28 protein-coding genes are annotated in these 24,155 nt (G+C 73.9%); 9 read left to right on the plus strand and 19 right to left on the minus strand.

The annotated features are described in order from the left end of the window. Positions 1 to 89: 89 nt before the first annotated feature. Positions 90 to 1,448 (minus strand): FAD-dependent oxidoreductase, encoded by a 1,359-nt coding sequence (locus tag ACZ6YG_RS12145; RefSeq protein ID WP_466017986.1) that lies wholly within the window; start codon positions 1,446 to 1,448, stop codon positions 90 to 92. Between the two features lie 34 nt (positions 1,449 to 1,482). On the opposite strand from ACZ6YG_RS12145, the gene ACZ6YG_RS12150 reads away from it, so the two are divergent. Genes ACZ6YG_RS12150 through ACZ6YG_RS12160 form a run of 3 tightly spaced genes read left to right on the plus strand, consistent with a single transcriptional unit; the run spans position 1,483 to position 3,916 of the window. Beyond that, a complete protein-coding gene (locus ACZ6YG_RS12150; RefSeq protein ID WP_466017987.1) occupies positions 1,483 to 2,691 on the plus strand; it encodes a Tm-1-like ATP-binding domain-containing protein in 1,209 nt (402 codons plus the stop codon). Further along, entirely contained in the window at positions 2,688 to 3,509 is an 822-nt protein-coding gene (locus ACZ6YG_RS12155) for a phosphoenolpyruvate hydrolase family protein (protein ID WP_219544339.1), read from the plus strand. Before ACZ6YG_RS12150 ends, ACZ6YG_RS12155 begins: the two co-directional genes overlap by 4 nt. Next, on the plus strand, positions 3,509 to 3,916 hold the full coding sequence (locus ACZ6YG_RS12160) for a cupin domain-containing protein (RefSeq protein WP_466017988.1): 408 nt from the start codon (positions 3,509 to 3,511) through the stop codon (positions 3,914 to 3,916). The genes ACZ6YG_RS12155 and ACZ6YG_RS12160 overlap by 1 nt, the downstream gene beginning before the upstream one ends. Before the next feature lie 24 nt (positions 3,917 to 3,940). Here ACZ6YG_RS12160 and ACZ6YG_RS12165 read toward each other — a convergent pair whose 3' ends face one another. Beyond that, complete coding sequence (locus ACZ6YG_RS12165; protein ID WP_466017989.1) at positions 3,941 to 4,372, minus strand: type II toxin-antitoxin system PemK/MazF family toxin; 432 nt, start codon at positions 4,370 to 4,372, stop codon at positions 3,941 to 3,943. A gap of 55 nt (positions 4,373 to 4,427) precedes the next feature. Next, entirely contained in the window at positions 4,428 to 5,219 is a 792-nt protein-coding gene (locus tag ACZ6YG_RS12170; RefSeq protein WP_466017990.1) for a hypothetical protein, read from the minus strand. Between the two features lie 95 nt (positions 5,220 to 5,314). Between ACZ6YG_RS12170 and ACZ6YG_RS12175 the strand changes: the two genes are divergently transcribed. Next, positions 5,315 to 6,067 carry an acyl-CoA thioesterase domain-containing protein gene (locus ACZ6YG_RS12175; RefSeq protein WP_466017991.1) on the plus strand — a complete coding sequence of 251 codons (753 nt, stop codon included), beginning with the start codon at positions 5,315 to 5,317 and terminating at the stop codon, positions 6,065 to 6,067. Here the strand turns inward: ACZ6YG_RS12175 and gndA are convergent, their stop codons facing one another. Both gndA and ACZ6YG_RS12185 read right to left on the minus strand, forming a co-directional pair. Next, positions 6,068 to 7,492: an NADP-dependent phosphogluconate dehydrogenase gene (gene gndA / locus ACZ6YG_RS12180; protein ID WP_148032041.1), complete on the minus strand. Its 1,425-nt coding sequence runs from the start codon at positions 7,490 to 7,492 to the stop codon at positions 6,068 to 6,070. Between the two features lie 62 nt (positions 7,493 to 7,554). Next, positions 7,555 to 8,250 carry an HAD family hydrolase gene (locus ACZ6YG_RS12185; protein ID WP_148032040.1) on the minus strand — a complete coding sequence of 232 codons (696 nt, stop codon included), beginning with the start codon at positions 8,248 to 8,250 and terminating at the stop codon, positions 7,555 to 7,557. 22 nt (positions 8,251 to 8,272) lie between these two features. Here ACZ6YG_RS12185 and ACZ6YG_RS12190 point away from each other — a divergent pair, with 22 nt between their 5' ends. Continuing rightward, a complete protein-coding gene (locus tag ACZ6YG_RS12190) occupies positions 8,273 to 8,908 on the plus strand; it encodes an NAD(P)H-binding protein (protein ID WP_466017992.1) in 636 nt (211 codons plus the stop codon). A 4-nt stretch (positions 8,909 to 8,912) separates the two neighbouring features. On the opposite strand, the gene ptsP is transcribed toward ACZ6YG_RS12190, so the two are convergent. Genes ptsP through ACZ6YG_RS12230 form a run of 8 tightly spaced genes read right to left on the minus strand, consistent with a single transcriptional unit; the run spans position 8,913 to position 15,608 of the window. Further along, positions 8,913 to 10,532 carry a phosphoenolpyruvate--protein phosphotransferase gene (gene ptsP / locus ACZ6YG_RS12195; RefSeq protein ID WP_466017993.1) on the minus strand — a complete coding sequence of 540 codons (1,620 nt, stop codon included), beginning with the start codon at positions 10,530 to 10,532 and terminating at the stop codon, positions 8,913 to 8,915. After that, positions 10,525 to 10,806, minus strand: coding sequence for an HPr family phosphocarrier protein (locus tag ACZ6YG_RS12200; RefSeq protein WP_148032037.1), 282 nt, complete (start codon positions 10,804 to 10,806; stop codon positions 10,525 to 10,527). Before ACZ6YG_RS12200 ends, ptsP begins: the two co-directional genes overlap by 8 nt. 10 nt (positions 10,807 to 10,816) lie before the next feature. Further along, complete coding sequence (locus ACZ6YG_RS12205) at positions 10,817 to 11,821, minus strand: zinc-binding dehydrogenase (RefSeq protein WP_466017994.1); 1,005 nt, start codon at positions 11,819 to 11,821, stop codon at positions 10,817 to 10,819. Beyond that, a complete protein-coding gene (locus tag ACZ6YG_RS12210) occupies positions 11,818 to 12,243 on the minus strand; it encodes a PTS mannitol transporter subunit IIA (protein WP_148032035.1) in 426 nt (141 codons plus the stop codon). Before ACZ6YG_RS12210 ends, ACZ6YG_RS12205 begins: the two co-directional genes overlap by 4 nt. Then, positions 12,236 to 12,544: a PTS lactose transporter subunit IIB gene (locus ACZ6YG_RS12215; protein WP_148032034.1), complete on the minus strand. Its 309-nt coding sequence runs from the start codon at positions 12,542 to 12,544 to the stop codon at positions 12,236 to 12,238. The genes ACZ6YG_RS12210 and ACZ6YG_RS12215 overlap by 8 nt, the downstream gene beginning before the upstream one ends. A 3-nt stretch (positions 12,545 to 12,547) precedes the next feature. Continuing rightward, positions 12,548 to 13,786 (minus strand): mannitol-specific PTS transporter subunit IIC, encoded by a 1,239-nt coding sequence (gene mtlA / locus ACZ6YG_RS12220; RefSeq protein WP_466017995.1) that lies wholly within the window; start codon positions 13,784 to 13,786, stop codon positions 12,548 to 12,550. A 53-nt stretch (positions 13,787 to 13,839) separates the two neighbouring features. Then, positions 13,840 to 14,850, minus strand: coding sequence for a 1-phosphofructokinase (gene pfkB, locus ACZ6YG_RS12225; RefSeq protein WP_466017996.1), 1,011 nt, complete (start codon positions 14,848 to 14,850; stop codon positions 13,840 to 13,842). Next, the gene (locus ACZ6YG_RS12230) at positions 14,847 to 15,608 is read right to left on the minus strand and encodes a DeoR/GlpR family DNA-binding transcription regulator (RefSeq protein ID WP_148032031.1); all 762 of its coding nucleotides are present in this window, start codon (positions 15,606 to 15,608) and stop codon (positions 14,847 to 14,849) included. Before ACZ6YG_RS12230 ends, pfkB begins: the two co-directional genes overlap by 4 nt. An 87-nt stretch (positions 15,609 to 15,695) precedes the next feature. Here ACZ6YG_RS12230 and ACZ6YG_RS12235 point away from each other — a divergent pair, with 87 nt between their 5' ends. After that, positions 15,696 to 16,634: a hypothetical protein gene (locus ACZ6YG_RS12235; RefSeq protein WP_364235381.1), complete on the plus strand. Its 939-nt coding sequence runs from the start codon at positions 15,696 to 15,698 to the stop codon at positions 16,632 to 16,634. A gap of 25 nt (positions 16,635 to 16,659) precedes the next feature. On the opposite strand, the gene ACZ6YG_RS12240 is transcribed toward ACZ6YG_RS12235, so the two are convergent. From ACZ6YG_RS12240 to def, 3 genes are read right to left on the minus strand one after another with little or no spacing between them, the layout of a single operon-like run. Further along, positions 16,660 to 16,998: an MmcQ/YjbR family DNA-binding protein gene (locus tag ACZ6YG_RS12240; RefSeq protein WP_148032030.1), complete on the minus strand. Its 339-nt coding sequence runs from the start codon at positions 16,996 to 16,998 to the stop codon at positions 16,660 to 16,662. Between the two features lie 10 nt (positions 16,999 to 17,008). Continuing rightward, a complete protein-coding gene (locus ACZ6YG_RS12245) occupies positions 17,009 to 17,440 on the minus strand; it encodes a CBS domain-containing protein (RefSeq protein WP_466017997.1) in 432 nt (143 codons plus the stop codon). A 59-nt stretch (positions 17,441 to 17,499) separates the two neighbouring features. Next, positions 17,500 to 18,051, minus strand: coding sequence for a peptide deformylase (gene def / locus ACZ6YG_RS12250; protein ID WP_466017998.1), 552 nt, complete (start codon positions 18,049 to 18,051; stop codon positions 17,500 to 17,502). A gap of 133 nt (positions 18,052 to 18,184) precedes the next feature. Here def and ACZ6YG_RS12255 point away from each other — a divergent pair, with 133 nt between their 5' ends. Next, a complete protein-coding gene (locus ACZ6YG_RS12255) occupies positions 18,185 to 18,979 on the plus strand; it encodes a class I SAM-dependent methyltransferase (RefSeq protein ID WP_466017999.1) in 795 nt (264 codons plus the stop codon). Positions 18,980 to 18,989: 10 nt separating this feature from the next. On the opposite strand, the gene ACZ6YG_RS12260 is transcribed toward ACZ6YG_RS12255, so the two are convergent. Both ACZ6YG_RS12260 and ACZ6YG_RS12265 read right to left on the minus strand, forming a co-directional pair. After that, positions 18,990 to 19,511, minus strand: a complete 522-nt coding sequence (locus ACZ6YG_RS12260; protein ID WP_397196860.1) for a hypothetical protein — start codon at positions 19,509 to 19,511, stop codon at positions 18,990 to 18,992. 25 nt (positions 19,512 to 19,536) lie between these two features. Next, positions 19,537 to 20,451 carry a hypothetical protein gene (locus ACZ6YG_RS12265; protein WP_466018000.1) on the minus strand — a complete coding sequence of 305 codons (915 nt, stop codon included), beginning with the start codon at positions 20,449 to 20,451 and terminating at the stop codon, positions 19,537 to 19,539. Positions 20,452 to 20,586: 135 nt separating this feature from the next. On the opposite strand from ACZ6YG_RS12265, the gene ACZ6YG_RS12270 reads away from it, so the two are divergent. Beyond that, positions 20,587 to 21,519: a GNAT family N-acetyltransferase gene (locus ACZ6YG_RS12270; protein WP_466018001.1), complete on the plus strand. Its 933-nt coding sequence runs from the start codon at positions 20,587 to 20,589 to the stop codon at positions 21,517 to 21,519. A 35-nt stretch (positions 21,520 to 21,554) separates the two neighbouring features. Then, a complete protein-coding gene (locus ACZ6YG_RS12275) occupies positions 21,555 to 22,331 on the plus strand; it encodes an arylamine N-acetyltransferase family protein (protein WP_466018002.1) in 777 nt (258 codons plus the stop codon). Positions 22,332 to 22,424: 93 nt separating this feature from the next. On the opposite strand, the gene ACZ6YG_RS12280 is transcribed toward ACZ6YG_RS12275, so the two are convergent. Beyond that, positions 22,425 to 24,155 (minus strand): LuxR C-terminal-related transcriptional regulator (locus ACZ6YG_RS12280; RefSeq protein WP_466018003.1); only part of this gene is annotated, 1,731 nt, incomplete at its 5' end.

Raw genomic sequence — 24,155 nt, forward strand, 5'->3', positions numbered from 1 at the left:
CCTGCAGCCTTGTCAGAGGCCCAGGTCAGCGGCCCGACTGTCCTGTCAGAGGACCGAGGCGACGACGCGGCTGGGCTGGTGGTCGGAGGTCAGGGGAGTCGGGGGTGGTATGGGCGGAGGTTGAGGGGTGGTTCCTCGCCCAGTGCCAGTCCGGCCGCTACCCGTCCGGTGAAGGGGCCCGCTGTCAGGCCGTACGCGCCCAGGCCTGTAGCCACGATCACCCGGTCGTTCACCGGTCCGATGAGCGGCGGGCCCGGTGCGTGCACCGGCCGTAACCCCACCCTGGTCTCCGTCACCGTCGCCTCGGAGAGGCCGGGCGCCACCCGGAGGCCCGCACGGAGCACCTCGTCCAGGCCGCCCATGGTGACCCGCGGCGCGAACCCCGCGTCCTCGATCGTCGCCCCCACCACCACCCGCGAGCCCGGGAACCCCAGCAGGTACGGCCCGACGTGGGGCAGCACGATCGGCCACCGCGAGGTGTCCACGCCCTCCAGCGTCACGTGCACGATCTGCCCCCGGCGCGGGAACACCGGCAGTTCCACCCCGAGCCCCCGGCACACCTCCCCGCTCCACGCCCCGGCGGCCACGATCACCACGTCGGCCTCGACCAGCGTCCCCTCACCGCCCGCCTCCGGCTCGTCCCCGTACGGTGAGCGGGGTTCGGGTGGGGTGCCCGCCGTAAGCGTGGCCTCCGGCTCGTCCCCGTACGGTGAGCCGGGTTCGTGCGGGGCACCTGCGGCGGCGTCGCGGACGGCCCCGGACGGAGACGCCTCGGACGCCGGATGCGTTCCGTGTGCGGAAGGCGGGCCCTGGGGGGAACCCGGGGTGGCCTGACGCCAGGATTCCCGGTCGGCCGGAGCCCCGGGCAACCCCGTGACGCGCCCGTGGGAGTCCGCCTCACGGACCGCACGCACCAGCACCCCGCCGTCCGAGGTGAGCGTGGCTGTGCCCGTACGCAGCTCCGCCCCCTGACGGAGGGCCGCGCGCAGGAGGGCGTCCCGCACCGCCCGCCCGTCCACGCGCGCCGCGCCCGGCACCAGGAGCGCGCTCAGGTCCTCCGCCAGGGGAGGGAACAGGACGGACGGCGCCGCCACGTCCACGACGTCCCCCATCTCCGGCGCCTCCGCGTGCCGCCGGGCCAGCAGGGCGCGCACCGGCTCCAGGTCGGAGGGCTCGCCGGCGACCAGGAGCGCGCCCACCCGCGCGTACCCCAGGGACTCGCCGAGTGACGACACCAGCCCCGGGTAGTGGCGGGCGCCCTCACGGGTCAGCCGGTACCAGTCCTCGTCGTCCGGATGGTCCACCCACGGGCACACGATCCCGGCCCCCGCCTGGGTGGCCTGCCCCGGGTACGCCCCGTCCACCACCGTCACCGGCACGCCGCGCCCGCTCAGCCGGTGAGCCGCGGCGGCCCCGACGATGCCACTCCCGATGACCACGACACGCATGCCCCCATGATCCCATCCGGGTTAACGTCGGAGGATGACAGTCGTACTCATCGGCACCCTCGACACCAAGGGCGAGGAATACGGATGGCTGCGCGACCGGCTGACCGAGCTGGGCCAGGAAGTCGTGGTGGTCGACGCTGGCACCGGAGACCCGGGCGTGCCGTACCCCGTCGACCACCCGAACGACCGGGTCGCGGCCGCCGCCGGCGCCGACCTGGAAGCCCTGCGCGCGGCCGGCGACCGGGGGGCGACGGTCACCGCGATGGGCGAGGGCGCGGCGGCGGTGCTGGGGGAGCTGCACGCGGCGGGGCGGGTCTCCGCCGTCCTGGCCGTGGGCGGCAGCGGTGGTTCGTCGATCGCCGCGAGGGCCGTCCGCGACCTGCCGATCGGCCTGCCCAAGCTGATCGTCTCCACCATGGCGTCCGGCGACGTGTCCCCGTACGTGGGAGCGAAGGACGTCACGCTCATGTACAGCGTCGTCGACATCGCGGGCGTCAACCGGCTGTCCCGGGCGATCCTCGGCAACGCCGCCGCCGCGGCCGCCGGGATGGCCGCCGCCTACCGGGAGCAGCGGGCCGCCGAGGGCGACCGGCCGCTCGTCGGGGCGACCATGTTCGGGGTGACCACGCCCGCTGTCGACGCCGCCCGCGAGCGGCTGCGCGAGCTCGGGTACGAGGTGCTGGTGTTCCACGCCACCGGGTCCGGCGGCCGGGCGATGGAAGGGCTCGCCGCAAGCGGCATGCTCGCCGGGGTGCTCGACCTGACCACCACCGAGCTGGCCGACGACCTGGTGGGAGGCGTGCTGTCGGCCGGGCCCGACCGGCTGACCGCCGCCGGACGGCACGGCGTCCCGCAGGTGGTCGCGCCCGGAGCCCTCGACATGGTCAACTTCGGGCCGCGCGACACCGTCCCCGAGCGCTTCGGCCGCCGCAACCTGTACGTGCACAACCCCACGGTGACCCTCATGCGCACCACCCCGGAGGAGATGGCCGAGCTGGGCCGCAGGGTGGCGGCCAAGCTGGCCGGGGCGAGCGGGCCGGCCGAGCTGTTCGTGCCGCTCAAGGGGGTGTCCGCGCTCGACGCCGAGGGCATGCCCTTCCACGACCCGGAGGCGGACGGGGCCTGCTTCGCCGCCCTGGCGTCCTTCCCCTCGACCGTGCGGCTCGACCTGCACATCAACGACCCGGAGTTCGGGCGGGCGATGGCCGACCGGCTCCACGAGATGATCGGAGGCAAGCGGTGAACCGGCAGACAGTGCTCGAACGGCTCCACGCGACCGTCGCGGAGGGCAGGCCGGTGATCGGCGCGGGCGCGGGCACCGGGCTGTCCGCCAAGTGCGCGGAGTCCGGCGGCGTCGATCTGATCATCATCTACAACTCCGGCCGCTACCGGATGGCCGGGCGCGGCTCGCTCGCCGGGCTGCTCCCGTACGGCGACGCCAACCAGATCGTGGTCGAGATGGCCGCCGAGGTGCTGCCCGTGGTGAAGGACACCCCGGTGCTGGCCGGGGTCTGCGGCACCGACCCGTTCCGGGTCATGCCGCGCTTCCTCGACCAGCTCAAGGCCATGGGGTTCGCCGGCGTGCAGAACTTCCCGACGGTCGGTCTGTACGACGGCGTGTTCCGGCAGAACCTGGAGGAGACCGGCATGGGGTACGACCTCGAGGTCGAGATGGTCAGGCTGGCGCGCGAGCGGGAGCTGGTGACGGCGCCGTACGTGTTCGACGAGGACCAGGCGCGGGCCATGACCGAGGCCGGGGCCGACGTGCTCGTGCCGCATGTCGGGCTGACCACCAAGGGCAGCATCGGCGCCGGCACCTCGCTCACCCTCGACGAGGCCGTGACCCGCGTGCAGGCGATGCGCGACGCGGCCGTCGCCGTCCGGCCCGACGTCCTCGTCCTGTGTCACGGCGGGCCGATCGCCGAGCCGCAGGACGCCCAGCACGTGCTCGCGCGCACCAAGGGCGTGGCCGGTTTCTTCGGCGCGTCCTCCGTCGAGCGCCTGCCCACCGAGCGGGCCATCACCGAGCAGGTCGCCGCCTTCAAGAACCTGGAGATCTGATGCTCATCAATCCCGGCGCGGTCCCGACGATGACGTTCGGCTGGGGCTCGATCAAGTGGTTCGTCACTCCGTCGGCGATCGCCGGCGCGGGCAGCACCCTGGGCGAGGTCATCGTCAACCCCGGCATGGGCCACGCCCGCCACAACCACCCGGACGCCGAGGAGGTCCTGTACGTGATCTCCGGCGCGGCCCGGCAGATGGTCGGCGACGGCGAGGAGTTCCCGATCCGCGAGGGCGACGCCGTGCACATCCCGGCGGGCGTCTACCATTCGACGTTCAACACCACCTGGCGCCCGCTCCGCCTGATCGTCACCTACACGCCGGGCGGCGAGGAGAAGGCCCTGGAAGCCGCCCCCGACTTCCACCTCCACCAGGCGGGGGACATCCCCGCCTGGCGCCCCGCCTGACCGCCGCGGGACTCACCGCGGGACTCACCGTCCCGCGGCCCACCCGTACGTCCTCATCAGCAGCGCGGCCAGCCGCGTGAACCGGTCGGCGTCGAGCACCGCGCCCTCGCGCCGGATGTCGTCCTCGTCCAGCTCGAACACCCGGTCCAGCCGGACGTACGAGGTCTTGCCGTCGCGGCCCCAGGCGCCCAGTTCGTACCAGTCGGGCCCGTCGTCGCCCTGGCTGGACAGCATCATGCCCAGCAGCCTGCGCCCGCTCCGGCCCACCACGAGCAGCGGCCGGTCCTTGCCCCGCGACGGGTCCTCCTCGTACGGCACCCAGGCCCACACGATCTCGCCAGGATCGGCGAGCCCGTCGAGGTCGGGCGAGTAGGCCAGCGTGGCGGCCTCCCGCAGGGACCGCACCTCCCGCACGGCGCCCCTGACGGGCCGCGGGTCCTCTCCGATATCACGCACCCGCGGATTCTACGGGCCGCCCCGCCCACCCGGCACCTGCGGTCACACCGGATCGTCAGCGGCGCGCTCTCGCCAGCCGGGTGACGGCTGCGAAGCGGGCCAGCTCATCGGGGGCGGGGTCCTCGGTGAGCAGGCCCAGCGCCACGAGCCTGAACGCCAGCGCGCGGGCGAGCCAGCGCGGCGCGTCCTCGCCGATGGCGTCCACCAGGTCCGGTTCGGCGTCGTGGTAGAGGAGGGCGTCCGCGACGACGATCGCGTCCGCGTAAGGGGCGGGCCGCCAGTAGGGGGAGAAGTCGATCACCGCGGGCGGGCTGCCCCGGTGGAAGAGCACGTTGCCCGTCAGGTCGCCGTGCACGAGCTGGGCGGGCGCGGCGACCGGCGCGAGCAGCCCGAGCAGCTCGGCCAGCATCGGCCCGGCGTCCCCCCGGAGCGCGACGTCCTCCTCCTGCCACGCCACCCGGTCCGCGACGGCCCACGGGTGTACGCGCCGGTCCAGCAGATCGGGGCGCGGCACGTCCCGCAACGCCTCGTGGAAGGCCCGGCCGACCGCCAGCAGCGACGCCCACCTCCTGGTTCCCGTCCGGCCGGGGAGGAGCTCGGACGCCGTCCACCCGCCGACCACGTACGTGCCGGTACCGGCCCTGATCGGCCGGGGGACGCGGAAGGACACCGACGGCGGCAGGCGCTCGAACAACCCGGCGCTCCACTCGGCCTCCTCGCGGCCGTCGACCGGCTTCAGCACCGCGCCGCCGACCCGTACGGCGCGGCCCTCACCACCGGGCAGCGGTTCCGGGACGCCGGAAAGGCCGAATGCGGCGAGCACGCCCGCGGGCGGTAGGACCGTCATATCTCCGATCTTCGCCGCCCCGCGAGGATGTTCAAGAGCCGGGGCGCCCGAGGCGCACGACCTGGCCGGGCGGCTCTCCTCTAGAATCTCATTCTGTGACGTCCCCGTTCTTCACCTCGCAAGGCGCCGAGTTCGTCCCGGCCGCCCACGCGCACAGCCCCTGGTCCCCGGGCATGCTGCACGGCCGCCTGCTCGGCGGGCTGGCGGCCCGCGCCATCGAGTCCCGCTACGCCGACCCCGACCTGCACGTAGCCCGGCTCACCGTCGACCTGTTCCGCAACAGCCCGATGCTGCCGGTCACGGTCGAGACCGCGCTCGTCAGGGACGGGCGGCGGATCCGGGTGGCCGACGCGACGATCCGCACCGAGCAGGGAGTGATCGGCCGCGTGAGCGCCGTCCTGCTGCGCACCAGCGAGCAGCCGGAGAACCAGCCGGTGCTCACCGACCCGTGGGACGAGACCCCGCCCGACGGCCCCCCGGAGCTCTCGACGGGCTGGGAGCCGCCGTTCGAGATGTGGTGGGTGCCCGGCCAACGGCGGTTGTGGATGCGCGAGGACCGCCCGCTCGTCGACGACGAGAAGCTCACCCCGATCGTGCGCACGGCCCTCGCCGGCGACTTCGCCAGCCCGCTCACCTCCATGGCCGAGGGCGGCGTCGCCTTCATCAACGCCGACTACACGCTCACCCTCGCCCGGATGCCCGGGAGCGAGCTGATCGGCATGGAGGCCACCGGCCGGGTCGCCGCCGCCGGCGTCGCCACCGGCCAGGTCACCCTGCACGACACCACCGGCCCGTTCGGGTTCTGCGTGGTCACCGCCCTGGCCAACCCGGTGCCGCTGCGCGGCTGATCAGGCGGGCCGCTCCGCGCGGTCGCCGGACCAGTCGGTGTGGAAGGCGCCCTCCCGGTCGACGCGCAGGTACGTGTGCGCGCCGAAATAGTCGCGCAGCCCCTGCACCAGCGCGGCCGGGAGCCGGTCGCGGCGCAGTCCGTCGTAGTAGGCCAGCGCCGAGGAGAAACCGGGCGTCGGCACGCCGATCTGGACCGCCGTGGTGACCACCCGCCGCCACGACTCCTGCGCCACGCCCAGCGCGGCCGCGAACGTCGGGTCGGCCAGCAGCGTCGGCAGGGTCCGGTCGGCGTCGTAGGCGGCGCGGATCCGGTCCAGGAACTTGGCCCGGATGATGCAGCCGCCGCGCCAGATCGTCGCCATCGCGCCCAGGTCCAGGTCCCAGCCGTACTCCTTGGACGCGGCCGCCATCTGGTCGAAGCCCTGCGCGTACGCGACGATCTTGGACGCGTACAGAGCCTGGCGCACGTCCTCGATCAGCTCCTTGGCGCCCACCCCGGACACCGACGGGCCCGCCAGCTCCCTGGCCGCCGCCCGCTGCTCGGGATGGCCCGACAGCGCCCGCGCGAACACCGCCTCGGCGATGCCCGTCACCGGCACGCCCAGCTCCAGCGCGCTCTGCACGGTCCACCGGCCGGTGCCCTTCTGCTCGGCCCGGTCGACCACGACGTCCACGAACGGCTTCCCGGTCTCCGCGTCCACCTGGTCGAGCACCTCGGCGGTGATCTCGATCAGGTACGAGTCCAGCTCGCCCCGGTTCCACTCGCGGAACACCTCCGCCAGCTCGGCCGGGGTGGCGCCGAGCGCCTGGCGCAGCAGGTCGTAGGACTCGGCGATCAGCTGCATGTCCGAGTACTCGATGCCGTTGTGGACCATCTTCACGAAGTGGCCGGCGCCGTCGGGGCCCACGTGCACCGCGCACGGCACCCCGTCGACCTGGGCCGCGATGTCCTGAAGGATCGGGCCGAGCGCCTCCCACGACTCCTTCGACCCGCCCGGCATGATGCTCGGGCCGTTCAGCGCGCCCTCCTCGCCCCCGGAGATGCCGGTGCCGACGAAGTGGATGCCCTTGGCGCGCAGCGCGGCCTCCCGCCGCCGGGTGTCCTCGAAGTGCGCGTTGCCGCCGTCGACGATCATGTCGCCCGGCTCCATCAGCTCCGCGAGCGCGTCGATCACGGCGTCGGTGCCCGCGCCGGCCTTCACCATGATGATCGCCCGCCGCGGCCGCTTCAGCGACGCCACGAAGTCGGCCAGCTCCTCCGACGGCACGAACGTGCCCTCGCCGCCGAACTCCCGCACCAGCGCGTGCGTGCGCGACGCCGACCGGTTGTGCACCGCCACCGCGTAGCCGTGCCTGGCCAGGTTGCGGGCCAGGTTGCGGCCCATGACGGCCAGGCCGGTGACGCCGATGTCTGCCAAGTCCATGTGAAAGCTCCTCTATGGGTGGTACGCAGGCTCCAGCCCACAGGTTCGGGCCGGTATTCCCGCTAGTAGTCGCCGTGCCGGACGCCCAGCTCGTCCAGCCGGTCGAGCATGTCGGCCGGGTCGGCGTACACCCGGAACGCCCCCGTACGCTCAAGCTCGTCCCTGCCGTATCCGCCGGACAGCAACCCGATCCCCAGCGAGCCGGCGCGGCGCGCGGCGAGCAGGTCCCAGATGCTGTCGCCCACCACCATGGCATGCGCCGGATCGGCCCGCAGCAGCGCGGCTCCGGCCAGGAACAGGTCGGGGTCCGGCTTGGCCCGGCGCACCAGGTCGCGCGTCACCAGCGGCGCGTCATCCGGCAGCCCCAGCATGCCCAGCGCCAGCCGGGCCGTGCGGGCGTACCCGCTGGTCGCGATCGCCCACGGCACGCCCCGCGACGACAGCTCCGCCAGCAGCTCCGGCGCGCCCGGCAGCGGCCGCACCGACTCGACCTGCTGCTCGTACGCGTCGGCGTGCGTCGTCTGCAACTCGTCGATCTGCGCCTGGGTGAGCTTCAGCCCGGTCTCGCGCAGCAGCGCGTTCACGAACAGGCCGCCGCTCATGCCGATGCGCCGGTGGATGCGCCACACCGCGAGGTCGATGCCCATCCCCGACAGGGCCTGCCGCCAGGCGATGACGTGCTGGTAGACGCTGTCGATGAGGGTGCCGTCGAGGTCGAAGAGAAACGCCGGAGCGGGCGCCTCGGGGAAGTCGTGCATACCCCCATGACACCATGGGGCCATGAGGATCATCATCGCGGGCGGACACGGGCAGATCGCGTTGCGGCTGGCCAGGCTGCTCGGCTCCGCCGCCGTCGGCCTGGTCCGCAACCCCGCGCACGTCCCCGACGTCGAGGCCACCGGCGCCCGGGCGGTGGTGTGCGACCTGGAGAAGGCGAGCCCCGGCGAGGTCGCCGGGATCGTGCGCGGCGCCGACGCGATCGTGTTCGCCGCCGGCGCCGGCCCCGGCAGCGGCGCCGCCCGCAAGGACACCGTCGACCGGGGGGCGTCCGTGCTCATGGCCGACGCCGCCGAACGGGCCGGCGTGCGCACGTTCGTCCAGATCTCCTCCATGGGCGCGGGCCGGCCGCCCGCGGCCGGCACCGACGAGGTGTGGGCCGCCTACATCACGGCCAAGACCGAGGCCGAGGACGACCTGCGCCGCCGCGACCTCGACTGGACCATCGTGCGCCCCGGCCGCCTCACCGACGAGCCCGGCACCGGCCTGGTCCGGCTCGGACCGGAGGTGCCGCCCGGCTCGGTGCCCCGCGACGACGTGGCCGCCGTCGTCGCCGCCCTGCTGACCGCTCCCGGCCGGCGCACGCTCGAACTCGTCTCCGGCGACACGCCCATCCCCGAAGCCGTCGCCTCAAGGTGAACGGTCAGCGGCCGTCCAGGGCCGCGCGGGCCAGTTCCCTGCACTCCTCCAGCGTGTGACGGGCCAGGGCGTCGCGGACGGCGGGGACGCAGACGGGCGCCATCGAGAGGCTCGTCACGCCGAGACCGGCCAGGATGGGGGCGAGCCTCGCGTCGCCGGCCGCCTCGCCGCAGACGCCCACCGGTTTGCCGGCCGCGCGGCCCGCCTCGGCGCAGAGCTCGACCAGGCGCAGCAGGGCCGGCTGGGCCGGGTCCAGCAGGTCGGCCAGCGCGGGATGCTGCCGGTCGGCGGCGTAGGTGTACTGGCTCAGGTCGTTGGTGCCGATGCTCAGGAAGTCCACCTCGCGCAGCAGACGGTCGGCCAGGAGGGCCGCGGCCGGGACCTCCACCATCGCGCCCACCCGGGCGATGCCGCGGGCGCGGGCCCGGCGCGCGAAGGCGGCGGCCTCACCGGGGGTGCTGACCATCGGGGCCATCACCCACGCCTCGGCCCCGGTGCGGCGGGCCGCCTCGGCGATCGCGTCCAGCTGGGTGTCCAGGACGTCCGGCAGCACCCGGTCCACGCGCAGACCGCGGATGCCCAGCGCCGGGTTCGGCTCCTCGGGCAGCCCGAGGAACGGCAGCGGCTTGTCGGTGCCGGCGTCGAGGGTGCGCACCACGACGTACGGGACGGCGGTGAAGACGTCGGCGTAGGCCGTGACCTGCTCCTCGTACGTGGGCGCCTGCTTGCGGTCCAGGAACAGGAACTCGGTGCGGAACAGGCCGACGCCCTCCCCGTCCGGGCGCAGGTCGGCGGCCGAGCCGATGTTGAGCAGCAGCTTGACCGGATGGCCGTCGGCGGTCCTGCCGGGGCCGCTGGTGGCCGCGAGCCGGGCCCGCTCGGCGCTGTCCTGCTCGCGGACGCGTGCCGCGTCCTCCTCCGTGACGCCCGTGACGATCTCGCCGGTGGCGCCGTCCACCGCGATGTACGTGCCGTCCACCAGGTGCGCGGCGCCCGCGCACGCCACCACGGCGGGCAGCCCGCGGCCGCGGGCCAGGATCGCCGTGTGGCTGGTCGGGCCGCCCTTCACCGTCACCAGCGCCAGCACGTCCGGGCCCAGCCCGGCGGTGTCGGCGGGGGAGAGGTCCTCGGCGACCAGCACGAACGGGTGCCCCGGCGACGGCACGCCCGGCATCGGCACGCCGAGGGCGGCGGCCACCGCGCGGTGCTTGAGGTCGTCCAGGTCGGAGGCCCGCTCGGCGAGGTAGCCGCCCAGCGCGGCCAGCGCCTCGCGGTGACGGGCGAAGGCCGCGTCCAGGGCGTGCGGGGCGTCCAGTCCGTCGCGCACCCCCTGCTCGGCCTCCTCCTTGAGCATGGGGTCGTCGGCCATCATGGCCAGCGCGTCGAGGATCTCCGCGGCGCCGCGGTCACCGCCCGCCACGGCGGCGGAGCGCCGGCGCAGGTCCTCGGCGACCGCCTCCAGCGCCTCGCCGACGACGGCGAGCTCGGCGCCGGTGTCGGTGACGGGGTTCGGGACGGGCAGCGCCGGGGGCCCGGCCATGCGCAGGCACGGACCCGCCGTCCGCCCCGGGCTGACCCCCAGCCCGGCCAGCGAGGCCGGGCCGGAGGGCGGGAGGTCAGGCATCCAGGGCCTCTTCCGCGTCCAGATCACGGGACAGAAGGGTCACCAGGGCGTCGAGGGCCTCGTCGGCGCCGGGGGCGTCCGACTCCAGGGTCACCTCGGTGCCGTGGACGGCGCCCAGCGACAGCACGCCCAGCATGCTGTGGGCAGGGACCGACTTCTCCCCGACCCGGATGCGCACGGGCACCCCCAGCCGCGCCGCCTCCTGGACGAACAGTTTGGCGGGCCGGGCGTGCAGCCCGCTGGCCGACGCGACGGCCACGGTCCTCTCGGGCATGGGTGCCTCCTCACGGTTCGATGGTGACCTTGATGGCCGCGCCCTGGCTGACCAGGCCGATCCCGTCCAGCACCCGCGACAGCGGGAGCCGGTGGGTGACCAGGTCGGCGACCGGCACGGCGCCCTCGGCGATCAGGCGGAGGGCCTCGGCGTTGTGGCCGGGGCTGGAGCCGTTGGCGCCGACGATGGTCAGCTCCCGGTAGTGCACCAGGTTCGAGTCCAGCCGGATGAAGGGGTCGTTCTTCGGCAGGCCGCCGAAGAAGCTGATGCGTCCCTGGCGGGCGGTCATCAGCACGGCCTGCTCCTGGGCGGCGCCGGCCGCGGCCGCGGTGATGACCACGTCCGCGCCCCGGCCGCCGGTCAGCTTGAGCACCTGCTCCACCGGGTCGGCGTTGATCGCGGCGTCGGGGCGTACCAGCTCGGCCGCCATCGCGAGCCGGTCGGTGTTCACGTCCACGAGGAACACCCGGGCGGCGCCGCGCGCCCGCGCCAGCCGCACGTGCAGGCAGCCGATCGGGCCCGCTCCCATCACCACCACATCGTCACCCGTACCCACCCGGGCCAGGGCCTGCCCGTTGAGCACGCACGCCAGCGGCTCGGCCACCGACGCCTCGGCGAACCCGACGCCGGACGGGATCGCGTTCACCCCGTTCACGGCCAGCACCTTGGCCGGGATGATCATGTACTCGGCGAAGCCGCCGTCGTAGTGGTAGCCCATCGACTCCTGGTTCGGGCACACGGTCATGCGGCCGTGCGCGCAGTCGGGGCAGGCGCCGCACGGGATGGCGGCGATCACCTGCACCCGCTCGCCGGTGTCCACCACCTCGCCGGCGATCTCGTGGCCCATCACCCGGGGCGGCCGGATGTGGTGGTGGCCGAACTTGTAGATCTTCGCGTCGGTGCCGCACGTCGAGCAGTTGCGCACCCGGATCTTCAGCTCGCCGGGGCCGGCGACCGGCTCCGGCGCGTCCTCGATCCGGATGTCGCCCGGCGCGTGGAATCTGGCGACCTTCACGTCAACTCCTCTATCACCTGGTGTGCCTCCGTCGCCTCGCGCAGCGTCCGCGCCCGGTCCGGGTCGAGGAGGATCTCGGCGAGCGCGGCCAGCAGCGGCACGTGGCCGTCGTCCTTGGCCGCGATCCCGACGCAGACCGTGACGGGTTCGCCGTCCCAGTCGACGCCGCCGGGGAAGCGCACGACGCAGATGGCGTCGCGCCTGACGTCCTCCTTGGCGGCCGCGGTGCCGTGCGGGATGGCCACGCCCTCCCCGACGTACGTGGAGATCGAGCGCTCGCGCTCCAGCATCGCGTCGATGTACGGCTCCGCGACCGCGCCGATGTCGACCAGGACCCGCCCGCAGCGCCGGATGGCCTCCTCGCGGTCGGCCGCGCTCTCGTGCAGCAGCACCGCGCGCGGGTCGAGCAGGTCCTCACGCATCGACGGTGCCGCCGCTCTTGATCGTGGCGACGAGCTTGGTCACGGCCGGGTCGCCCAGGAAGATCTGGAACGGCACCAGCACCTTGCCCGGCGCCGCCGCCCTGGCCCTGGCGGCCAGCCCGGCGTGGCAGAGCACGACGTCGGCGTCGGCGGGGATGTTGTTGACCGGCGTGTGCTCGACGGCGACCCCGGAGTCCTTGAGCTGCTTGCGGAGCTGGCTGGCGAGCATCACGCTGCTGCCCATCCCCGCGTCGCAGGCAACGATGATCTTGTGAATGTCCTTGCTGTCGATGCTGGGCATGGTTCACGCCTCCTTGCTGGCGGTACGGGTCTCGGTCTGCGCGGGCTCGCCGGAGTCGCGGCGCTCGCCGTTGGCGGGCTGCTCGCCGGGGGTGTTCTCCACGACGTCCGGCACGGTGTCGTCGGCGCCGGCCCGGTGGGAGCCGGCGGGTTCGGGAGCGCCCTCGGCCGGCAGGTCTCCGGCGGGCTCCTCCTTCTCGCCGCGGCCGAAGCCCAGCAGCAGCGCGGCCAGGACGAACGACACGGCAGTGGCGACCACGATGCCCGCGATGGACCCGAACAGGCCGCCGCGCGGCGTGACGGCCAGGTAGGCGAAGATGCTGCCCGGCGACGGCGTGGCGACCAGACCGGCGCCGGTGACCATGAACGTGAACACGCCGGCCATGCCGCCGCCGATGACGGCCAGGATGAGGCGGGGCTTCATCAGCACGTACGGGAAGTAGATCTCGTGGATGCCGCCAAAGAAGTGGATGATCATCGCGGGCGGCGAGCTGGGCCGCATGGCCCGCGGGCCGAAGAACATGAAGGCGAGGAGCAGGCCGAGGCCGGGGCCGGGGTTCGACTCCAGCATGAACAGGATCGACTTGCCGGTCTCCGCCGCCTGGGTGACGCCGAGCGGGCCGAGGACGCCGTGGTTGATGGCGTTGTTGAGGAACAGCACCTTGGCCGGCTCGATCAGCACCGACGCGAACGGCAGCAGACCGGTGCCGATCAGCCATTCGACCGCCTCGCCCGCGCGGCTGGTGATCACCTCCACGACCGGGCCGATGCCCAGCACGCCGGCCACCGCCATCGCGCCGCCGATGATGCCCGCGGAGAAGTTGTCCACCAGCATCTCGAACCCGGCCCGGGTCCGCGCTTCGGTGAACGCGTCCACCTTCTTGAGGATCCAGGCGGTGAGCGGACCGATGATCATCGCACCGAGGAACATCGGGGCGTCCGCTCCCACCACGACGCCCATCGCGGCCACGGCGCCGACCACGGCGCCACGCTGCCCGTGCACCATCCGGCCGCCCGTGTAGGCGATCAGGATGGGCAGCAGGGTCGTGATGATCGGGCCGACCATCGCGCCGAGCGTCTCGTTGGGCAGCCACCCGGTGGGGATGAACAGGGCGGTGATGAGACCCCAGGCGATGAACGCGCCGATGTTCGGCATGATCATCCCCGCCAGGTGGCCGCCGATCCGCTGGATCGTGGCTTTGGCGCCGGTTCCGTAGACCGGGGGAGTATAGGTGTCGGCCATGGGACATTGCTCCTTCGGGGGGTGAGCAGGCTCGTGCGTGGGTGAGCCGTAAGTCAGCGGGGGGACGGCGGCGGATGCGGCGCCGCCCCGGTGGCCGCCGCGCGAACCGTCACGGGGGTACGGGGGAGCGGCGAGGTGAGGAGGCGGCCGGGGTCGGGGCGGGAGACGCGGACGGCGTCGCGGCGGATGTCCGCGGGCCCCGGCATGCGGCTGCCCGGCAGGCTGACCGCGGCGGCGCCCCAGGCGAGCGCCTCCACCAGCGCCGTCTCGCCGCTTCCGCCGCCCGCGAGGAACCCGGCGAGCATGGCGTCGCCCGCGCCGACCGCGTTGCGGGGCTCGGCGACGGGCGCTTCCCCGTACCAGCACCCGCCGTCCTCGACGAGCACGGCGCCGTCGGCGCCGAGACTGGCCAGCACGGTACGCGCGCCCGCCGCCCGCAGCTTGGCCGCGGCCGCCACCACGTCGCCGACGCAGGTGATCGCCACGCCGGTGGCGTCGGCCAGCTCCTCCAGGTTGGGTTTGATCAGCGCGGGCCCGGCGCCGATCGCGCGGGTGAGCGGCGGGCCGCTGGTGTCGACCGCGACGTGGATGCCCGCCCCGGCGAACCGGCGGCACAACCGGGCGTAGACGTCCCCGGGCACCTCGGGCGGCAGGCTGCCGGAGGCGACCACCCAGTCGGCCTCGCGCGCCTCGGCCAGCACGGAGTCGGCGATCGTGTCGAGCTCGCCGGGGGAGAGCGCCGTGCCCGGCTCGTTGATCTTGGTGACGGTCCCGTCGGGCTCGGCCAGCGTCACGTTCGACCTGGTCCGGCCGGCCACCGGCACGGTCACCATGTCCAGGCCCTCCTGCCGGAGCAGGTGCACGAGCTGCCGTCCCTCGTCGCCGCCGAACGGCACCACGGCGCGCGAGGCGACCGCGTTGGCCAGCAGGGCGCGGGAGACGTTCACGCCCTTGCCGCCGGGGTCGAGGCGGGCGGCGGCGGCGCGGATGACCGCGCCGCGGTCCAGCGCGGCGATCTCGATCGTGCGGTCCAGGCTGGGATTGAGCGTCAGGGTCACGATCATGCGCGGACCACCTGCGGTCCGGCGGCGGACAGTTCGGCGGCGAGCGCGTCGTCCACTCCGGCGTCGGTGATCACCACGTCGATCTCGCTCAGCGCGGCGAAGCTCGCCAGGTAGGTGTTGGTGAACTTGGTGTGGTCGGCGAGCAGCACGCTGCGCTCGGCGGCCCGCACCATCGCCCGCTTGATCGCCGCCTCGGCCGGGTCGGGCGTGGTCAGGCCCTTCTCGGCCGAGCAGCCGTTGGTGGCCATGAACGCCACGTCCACGTGCAGGTGCGCCAGCGGCTGCAGCGCCCAGTCGTCCACCGTCGCGAGGGTGCGGCCGCGTACCCGCCCGCCGAGCATGATCACGTTGAGGTTGCTCCGCGCGGCCAGCACGGTGGCGAGCGGCGGCGAGTTGACCACCACGGTGAGCTCGCGGTCGGCGGGCAGCACGCCGACCAGGCGGCCCGTCGTGGTGCCCGCGTCGATGATGACCGAACCGTCGTCGGGCAGCTCGGCCAGGGCGGCCTTGGCGATGCGCTCCTTCTCCGCGGTCATCACCTCGTCGCGGGTGGCGAGCGCGGGCTCGAAGCCGAGCCGCTCCACGGGGATGGCGCCGCCGTGCACGCGGCGCAGCACGCCGGCCCGCTCCAGCGCCGTCAGGTCGCGGCGGATGGTCTCGGTGGTGACGTCGAGCTCGGCCGCCAGCGACACCACGTCGACGCGGCCCGCCACGCGCGCCCTGCGCAGGATGTCCTGCTGCCGCTCCTCGGCGTACATGATGTTGGTTCACCGCCGTTTCGGGTTGGTTTCCCCTTTGTTTATCCCCGTTTCTGTGGTTGGTCAAGACTCTGATAGGTATGTGCGATGCGATTGAAGCCCTGGGCCGCGGTCGCCGCGGCCGTACCCCTCGCGGCGGGATGCGTCGCCGGCCCCGCGGCGGGCCCCGCCCGCGCGTCGAGCGGCACCTCGCAGAGCTCGTCGGCCGAGAGTCCGCCCGCCCGGGCCACGGCGTCACGTACGGCGCGGCCGCCCAAGGTCCCGCCGGGCACGACCGCGTCCTGGCTGGTGTTCGACCGGCAGCGCGGCAAGTTCGTCGCGACCCGGCACGCGCACCGCAAGTACCGCTCCGCCTCGGTCATCAAGATCCTGATCGCGATCGACTTCCTGGAGTCGCGCAGGACCGTCTCCGCGGCCGACGCCAGGCTGCTGAAGATCATGCTGAGAGAGAGCGACGACGACGCCGCCTCCACGTTCTGGGACCGGGGCGGCAAGGGCGCCATCGTCACCCGCATGGCGCGCAAACTCCGGTTGCCGGACACCACGCCGCCGCCCGCGTCCAAGCCCGGCTTCTGGGGTTACGCCACGCTGAGCGCGCACGACGTCGTACGGACCTACCGCTACCTGCTCGACACCGCCTCGCCCCGGGTGCGCGACACGATCCTGGGCCACCTGCGCGCGGCGACGCCGTGCGGCAGCGACGGCTTCGACCAGACCTTCGGCATCCCCGACGGGGTGCCCGGCCGCAAGGCGGTCAAGCAGGGCTGGTCCGGCTTCGGGCTGACGCCGCCGGTCAGATGTGACGCCAGGACGCAGAGCGCGTCGATCTCCCTGGTCGCCTCGCGCGCCGCCGACGCGCGCGTGCCCGACTACGGCCGGCCGGTGCTCTACACGACCGGGCTCGTGGGCAAGGACGAGAGGTACGTGATGGCGGTGCTGACGGCGCACCCGGCGGGCAGCGCGTGGCGGGGCTCGGTGAACCGGATCACGAAGCTCACCGCGGGGCTCTATCGCAGCGTCACCTGAACGGCTGAAGGGCGGCCCCGTCGCGCTAGCCGACGTAGGCCGCGTACACCTTCTTCGGCACCACCATCCGCCACGCCTCCAGCACCAGCTCGCGCATCTCGTCCGGGTCGAGGACGGCCAGGCGCGCGACGACCCAGTTGAAGCGCAGATCGGACTCGGGGGGCAGGAGGAACTTGTCGGGCTCCGCGGCGACCAGCGCGGCCCGCTCCTCCTTCGGGAAGGCGAACCCCATCAGCGTCTCGTCGCGCGAGAACGCGACGTAGACGATGGAGCCCACGCGGAACTTGATCCGGTCTCTGATCAGGTGCTCCGATGACCGCGGGAAAGTCGCCGCGAGCCGCCGCACGTCCTCGACTGTGACCACGTGGTCAACGTTAGCGGTTGCCCTCCGCCGCGGAGATGTCGGCGAGCGCCGAGTCCGGGTCGCGCTCCATCGCGAGGTCGCCGATGCTGAGGATGCCGACCGCGCGGCCGTCCTCGAGCACCGGGAGGCGGCGTACGTGGTGCTGGCGCATGAGCTGGACGGCCTGGTCGATGCTGGTGTCCGGGCAGACGGCCTCGACGCCTGGCGAACACGCCTCGCGCACGGGCGTGTCGGGGCCCTTGTGGTCGGCGACGCACCTGATCGTGATGTCGCGGTCGGTCACGATGCCGGCCATCCGGCCGTGGTCGTTGACGATGATCGCGCCGGTGTCGTTGTCGCGCATGAGCGCGGCGGCGACGCTGACCGGCTGGTCGCCGTCGACGGTCGCGGGGTGGCTGGTCATCACGTCTGCCACGGTTCTGGCCATGGTGTGTCTGCCCATGGTGTGTCTCCTCGATGGATTGCTTCCGGAGGAGCACCATCTACCCGATTTGCCGTCGCTCACGTGCTGGGTGGGTTGTTTGTCGGAATTTGCCCTGTGGTGAGGGACTGCTCGTACGCGGCCAGCACCTGCTTGCGGCGTTTGGCCGGGAGGCGGTCGATGTAGAGGTGGCCGTCGAGGTGGTCGGTCTCGTGCTGGAGGCAGCGCGCGAGCATGCCGGTGCCCTCGACCGTGACGGGCCGGCCCTCGGCGTCGGAGCCGTGCACCGTGGCCCGGTCGGACCGGGGGAGCGGGGCGTACTGGCCGGGGACCGACAGGCAGCCCTCCTCGCCCGCGTCGAGACGCCGCTCGCCGACGCCCGGCAGCTTCAGCGTGGGGTTGACGACGACGCCCCGGTGGCGGACGCCGTCGTCGTCAGGGCAGTCGTAGACGAACACCCGCAGGGGCACGCCGATCTGGTTGGCGGCCAGCCCCACGCCGTCGGCCGCGTACATGCTCGCGAACATGTCGTCGACCAGCGCCCGCAGCGCGTCGTCGAACCGGGTGACCGGCTCGCACGGCGCGTGCAGCACCGGGTCGCCCACGCGCACGATCGGCCGGACCTCTCCCATGGCGACCGCCCTTCCGTAGTCGTCCGGAACAGTGTACGGTCGAGCGCCATATATCCATATAATGAGACATATTCTCTCGTATAGCGAGATGAATGGTAGCGTGCCGGACATCAGGCGAGACGAGGGAGTTCCGATGAACGCCGTCTACACCCACGGCCACCACGAGTCCGTGCTGCGCTCCCACCGGTGGCGCACCGCCGGCAACTCGGCCGCCTACCTCCTGCCCCACCTCCGGCCCGAGGCGGTCCTGCTCGACGTCGGCAGCGGCCCCGGCACCATCACCGCCGACCTGGCCGCCAGGGTGGCCAGTGTGACCGCGACCGAGGTGAGCGAGGAGGCGCTGGAGCTGGCCAGGGCCGAGGCGGCGGCCAGAGGCGCGGGCAACGTCGGCTTCGCCGTCGCCGACGTGCACGCGCTGCCCTTCCCCGGCGGGTCGTACGACGTCGTGCACGCCCACCAGGTGCTCCAGCACGTCGGCGACCCCGTGCAGGCGTTGCGCGAGATGCGGCGGGTGGCGCGGCCCGGCGGCGTCGTGGCCGCCCGCGACAGCGACTACGCGGCCTTCGCGTGGTATCCGCGCGTGCCCGCGCTCGACACCTGGATGGAGCTCTACCAGAAGGTGGCGCGCGGCAACGGCGGCGAGCCGGACGCCGGCCGGAGGCTGCTGTCATGGGCCCGCGCCGCCGGGTTCACCGACGTCACCGCCACCTCGTCCACCTGGTGCTTCGCCACCCCCGAAGACCGCGCCTGGTGGGGCGGCATGTGGGCCGACCGGATCCTGCGCTCCGCGATGGCCGAGCAGGCCCTGGCCACCGGCGCCGCCACGGCGGACGACCTGCGGCGCATCTCCGACGGCTGGCGCGAGTGGGCCGGGTCGGACGACGGCTGGATGTCGATCCTGCACGGCGAGATCATCTGCCGCGCCTGACGACCGGCGATCAGAGCCCGAGCGTGCGCGCCCGCTGCCACTGGGGGTCGCGGAACAGCACCACGTCGGTGCCGTCGATCAGCTCGTCCGGCGCCGACACCATGGTGATCTCGCCCGCCGCCTGCATCTCCAGCAGCAGGTCGCGCACCCGCGGCCCCACCGGCAGGCGGCCCGGCGGCAGCCCGAACCCGTCGCGCACCGCGTCGGCGACCTCCGACAGGCGGAACGGCCCGTCGAAGGCGTCCACCACCGAGCGCACCACCACAGGCGTGACCAGCCGCTCCGCCTCGGCGTGCGCGAGCTGCCAGTTGATCTGCTCGCGCCGCCGCCCGGTGCCGGCGCAGGAGGTGCAGGGACGCGTCAGGCCGGGCGCGGGCTCCTCCTCGGCCGAACCCAGGCAGACCGAGCACTGGTGGTGCTCGGCGGCGTGCACCTCGGCCGCCATCCGCCCGCCCAGCTGGGCCCCGCAGTCGCAGCCGTAGGTGTCGCCGAGGATCGTCCCGGTCAGGCGGGTGATCGTATGCTTCGTCATCGTCGCCGACTCTACCCCCGGCCCCTCACCCGCGGGCCGCGGCGAGCCCGTGCAGGCGGCGCAGCGCCTTGCGGGCGGCGGCGGCCACCCCGGCGTCCGGGTGGTAGTCGATGAACACCCGCAGCACGGGCTCGGTGGCCGGGTGGTCGCAGAGCGCCAGCAGCGTGATCGTGCTCGCCTGCTCGTTCGTCTCCATGCCGGCCGCCACCGACTCGACCACCTCGGACGGCTCGCCGCCGAACTCCAGCAGCGCCGCCGCCATGTCCACCAGCACCCAGCCGATCTCCTCGGTGGCCGGCTGCCGGTCGTCGCGGCTCAGCCGGGCGGCGATCACCGCGCCCACCTTGGGCTCGATCACCAGGTCGTCCAGCGCCCGGCGGCCCTCGTCGCCCAGCTGGAAGCCGAGCAGCTCGATGCCGATCGCCCGGCTGAGCGGGCTCACCGACGGCAGCACGCCCGCGATCTCCCTGGCCGCCCCCGCCGCGTCACGGCGGGCCAGCCAGCCGGCCAGCTCCTCGTCGCGGTCCGCCTCCGGGTACGAGCGCAGGCCCAGCAGCAGCCCCGCCCCGTCGCGCTCCGCGAGCGAGCCCATGACGGGCACCTCCTGCCCGGTCAGCTCCCCGATCAGCCTCCGGCCCATCCACAGCCCGACCGGCGTCGCCTCGTACGGGTTCGCGCCCTTCACCAGGCCGAAGGCCACCAGCTCCGCGGGAGGGTCGCCGACGGCGGGCTCGCGCGCCACGAACAGGCGCACCACCTCCAGCAGCAGGCCCTCGTCGAGCCGGTCCCTGCACACCTCGCCCCAGGCCTCCAGCACGTCCTCCTGGCCGTCGAGGAACTCGGCCGCCAGCGGCGCCGCGCGCACGGCGGCGACGAGCTCGTCCTGAGGCGGCAGACGGACGGGCGGCTGGAGCGGGAAAACGTCTTCGTAGGCGGGCATTCCCCTATCCTGTCGGACCTTTCTGACAAGTGCGATATGGTCCCCCTACCCCGTAAGACCGGACGAAAGGAGGCGCTGAGATGTCCCGCTCCTTCCGGACGCTCACCGCGTCCGACCCCGCTCTTCGGAGGATTCGTGCTTTTCCGTCCCACGGCCGCGCCTGATCTCGGCCGCCTGCTCGACTGCGCCGTCGACGAGCCCGTCAGCTGGGCCCATCCTGAACGGCTGCGCTCCTTCCTCGCCGACGGCCACTACCACCACGACCGGATCTGGGTGGCCGAACAGAACGGCGAGATCCTCGCCCGCGCCGTCTGGTGGGGCTTCCCCGGCGCCGGGCCGCTCGCGCTCGACTGCCTCCACACCCATCCTTCGGTCACCGACCGCGTCGCGCTCGCGGCCGAGCTGCTGCGCCACGCCCATGACGCGTTCGGCGCACGTCCCGCCTACCACGTGTTCCTGCCGGTCGGCTGGCGCGGCAACGACGCCGTCACCGCCGCCGTCGGCTGGCGGCAGGAGGCCTGCCGCCGCGCCGGCCTGACCGACGAGCTGGAACGGCTCCGGTACGCGTGGACGCCGGACCGGCCGCTGCCGGAGGCGTCCGGCAGGCTCGTCTTCCGGGAGGAGCCCGACGACGAGGCGTTCGTCGCCGCCTTCGCGGCCGCGTCGGCCGGCAGCCTCGACCACCACACCCGGCAGGCGCTGCTCGTCAAGGACGCCGAGGCCCAGGCCAGGGAGGACCTGGCCGACTACCTGGCGATGCCGGGCGACCGGTCGTGGTGGCGGCTGGCCCACACCCGCTCCGGCGAGCTCGCCGGGTTCGCGCTGCCGTCCGCCAACGCCTCCGGGCCGGTGGTCGGCTACCTGGGCGTGCTGCCCGAGCACCGCGGCCACGGCTACGCCGGCGACCTGCTCGCCGAGATCACCCGCAGCCACGCCGGGCGCGGCGCGGACCGGGTCGTCGCCGACACCGACACGGGCAACGTGCCGATGGCGCGGGCGTTCGAGCGGGCCGGGTACGAGCTGTTCGCCGTCAGGCTCGTGCTCTCCGCGAATCCCGTGAACGCGTGATGCGCGCGGGCCGCCCGCTCCGGCACGGTTGAGCCATGTGGCACATCGATGATCTCGACCTGGACGCGTACCTCGACCGGATCGGCCACGGCGGCCCGCGCACCCCGTCCGCCGCGACGCTGCGCGCGGTCCACCGCGCGCACGTCACCGCCATCCCGTTCGAGAACCTGGACGTGGTGCTCGGCAGGGGCATCCCGCTCGACCCGAAGTCCCTGCAGGACAAGATGGTGACCGGGGGCCGCGGCGGCTACTGCCACGAGCACAACCTGCTGTTCGCGGCCGCCCTGGAACGCCTCGGCTTCCCGGTGACGCGGCTGCTGGCCCGCATCCGGCTCGGCGGCCGCTCCCACCTGCCGCGCTCGCACGCCATGCTGCTGGTGACCGCGGACGGGCGGCGGTGGCTGGCCGACGTGGGGTTCGGCGGCGACGGGCTGGTGGAGCCGATGCCGTTCGCCGAGGAGGCGACCGCCTCGGCGGGCCCCTGGCGGTGGCGCCTGACCCGGGACGGCGACCTCTGGATCCTGCACGCGGGGGAGGAGCAGCTGTACGGGTTCCGCACGGACGAACCCCACTACCCGAGCGACTTCGAGGTCGCCAACCACTACGTGGCCACCCACCCCCGATCCCCGTTCCTCTCCCACGTGCTGGCCCAGCGCACGGCGATCGGCGAGCGCGTACGGATCGAGCACCTGGGGGCGCGGACGGCCGGGGAACTGCGGGACGGCCTGCGCGACCGCATCGGCATCACGATCTCCGAAGCGGACGCCGCGTCGCTGCTGCCCTTGATCCACCCCGAGGGCCGTCCGGACTGAGGCCTTCGCCCGGCATCCCTTCGCTGTCGGGGCCACGGGTCAGAGAGGCCTCCGGCCGGGGCAAGGGGACGCCTCCGCCGGGCTGGGCGCGGGTCAGGTGAGGCCCTCGCTGAGCAGGGCGTGCCGGGCCAGCTCGACCCGGCTGCTGACGCCGAGCTTGGCGAAGGCGTGCCGGAGGTGGCTGTCGACGGTGTGCGGGGACACGAACAACTCGGCGGCCACCTCCCGGTTCGTCAACCCCCGGGCGACCAGCCGCGCCACCCTCAGCTCGGACGGGGTCAGCGCGGCCCACCCGGTCGGCGGGAGCCCGGCGGCGTCCCTCCTCACGCCGCACGCCGCGTACACCTCCAGCGCCTCGTCCCTTCGCCCGGCCTCCTCCAGCGCCGCGGCCAGCCCCAGCGGTCGCGGCGCCGCCCGGTACAGCTCGACGGCCTCGGCCAGCCGCCCCTCCGCGTGCGCGGCCGCCGCCCGTAACGACATCACCTCCGGGTTGCGCGCGGCCAGCGCCCGGATGCCCGCGACCACCCCTGGCTCCCCCCGCAGCCTCGCCGCCGCCCACGGCTCCTGCAACAACAGGTACGTGAGCGCACTCCCCTCCTCATCCAGCCACCCCAGCCCCGGCGCGTCACGACCCCGACCCAGACCATCCGACGTCCCAAGGGCCCGCCGATCGCGGTGGGCCAGTGTTCCCCGGGCTGCCTGATCGCGGTCGGTTGGTGTTCCTCGGGCTGCCTGATCGCGGTTGAGCGGTGATTCGGGGGTGGGCTGTTCGCGGTCGGTTGGTGTTCCGTGGGTGGGTTGATCGGGGTCGGTTGGTGTTCCGTGGGTGGGTTGATCGGGGTGGGTCGGTGTTCCGTGGGTGGGTTGATCAGGGTGGGTCGGTGTTCCGTGAGTGAGTTGATCGCGGTGGGTCGGCGTTCCGCCAGCCCGCTGATCGCGGTCGGCCGGCCCCGCGCCTCTCTTCGTCCGCCTGCCCGTCGTCCCGTGCCCGTAGAGCGACCGTTCGAAGAGTGCCGTACGGAAGCGCAGTTCGTCGTGGACCAGGCCGGGGCCGCTTCCCGCCAGCTCGGCCCCCTGGCGGAAGTGGCGGCGGGCGGCCTCCGAGTCGCCGCGCAGCGCAGCCACATGGCCTCGCACCGCCAGCAGCGCCGGTGCGAGGGCCATCGCCGACAGCTCGGCGGTGACCCGCAGTCCGGCCTCCGCCTCCGCCTCCGCGTCGTCCAACCGGCCCCACGCCAGCAGCAGATCCGCCCTGAACCGGTGACGCAACGGCAGCGACCAGGCCGTGCCCGCCGCGCCCGACTCCCGCGCGACCGCCGCGTACACCGCGTCCGCCTCCTCGAACCGGTCCAGCACCGTCAAGGCCGCGCCCAGCCAGAGCCGTGGATGCCGGTGCGCCACCTCACCCCCAGCCGCGTCCGCGATCCGTACCGCCTGCTCGGCATGCTCCAGCGCCACCCGAGGCTCGCCCCGGAACAGCGCCACGGTCGAACGCGCCTGCAACGCCACCACCTGCCCGAACGGCTCCCCACTGGCCACCGCTCCCGCCGCCGCCGCGTCGGCCTCGTCGATCCGCCCCCTCATCATCAGCGCGTGCGCCCGTACCGCGAGCAGCCGCGCCCGCGCCTCCACCGGCACCCCGGCCCGCGCCAGCGCCCGCCCCGTCCGCTCCACCACACCCGCGTCGTCACCGGCATGCTTGAGCGCCTCCGCCAGCCCGAGACAGATCGCCGCCTCCTCCCCGGCACTCAGCCGCCCGCCCAGCGCATCCGCCGATGCCGTCACCGCCTGCGCGCCCGGTTCTTCGGGTGTGTCCGGCCGTCC

This window comes from Nonomuraea sp. NPDC054003 (assembly GCF_055585125.1).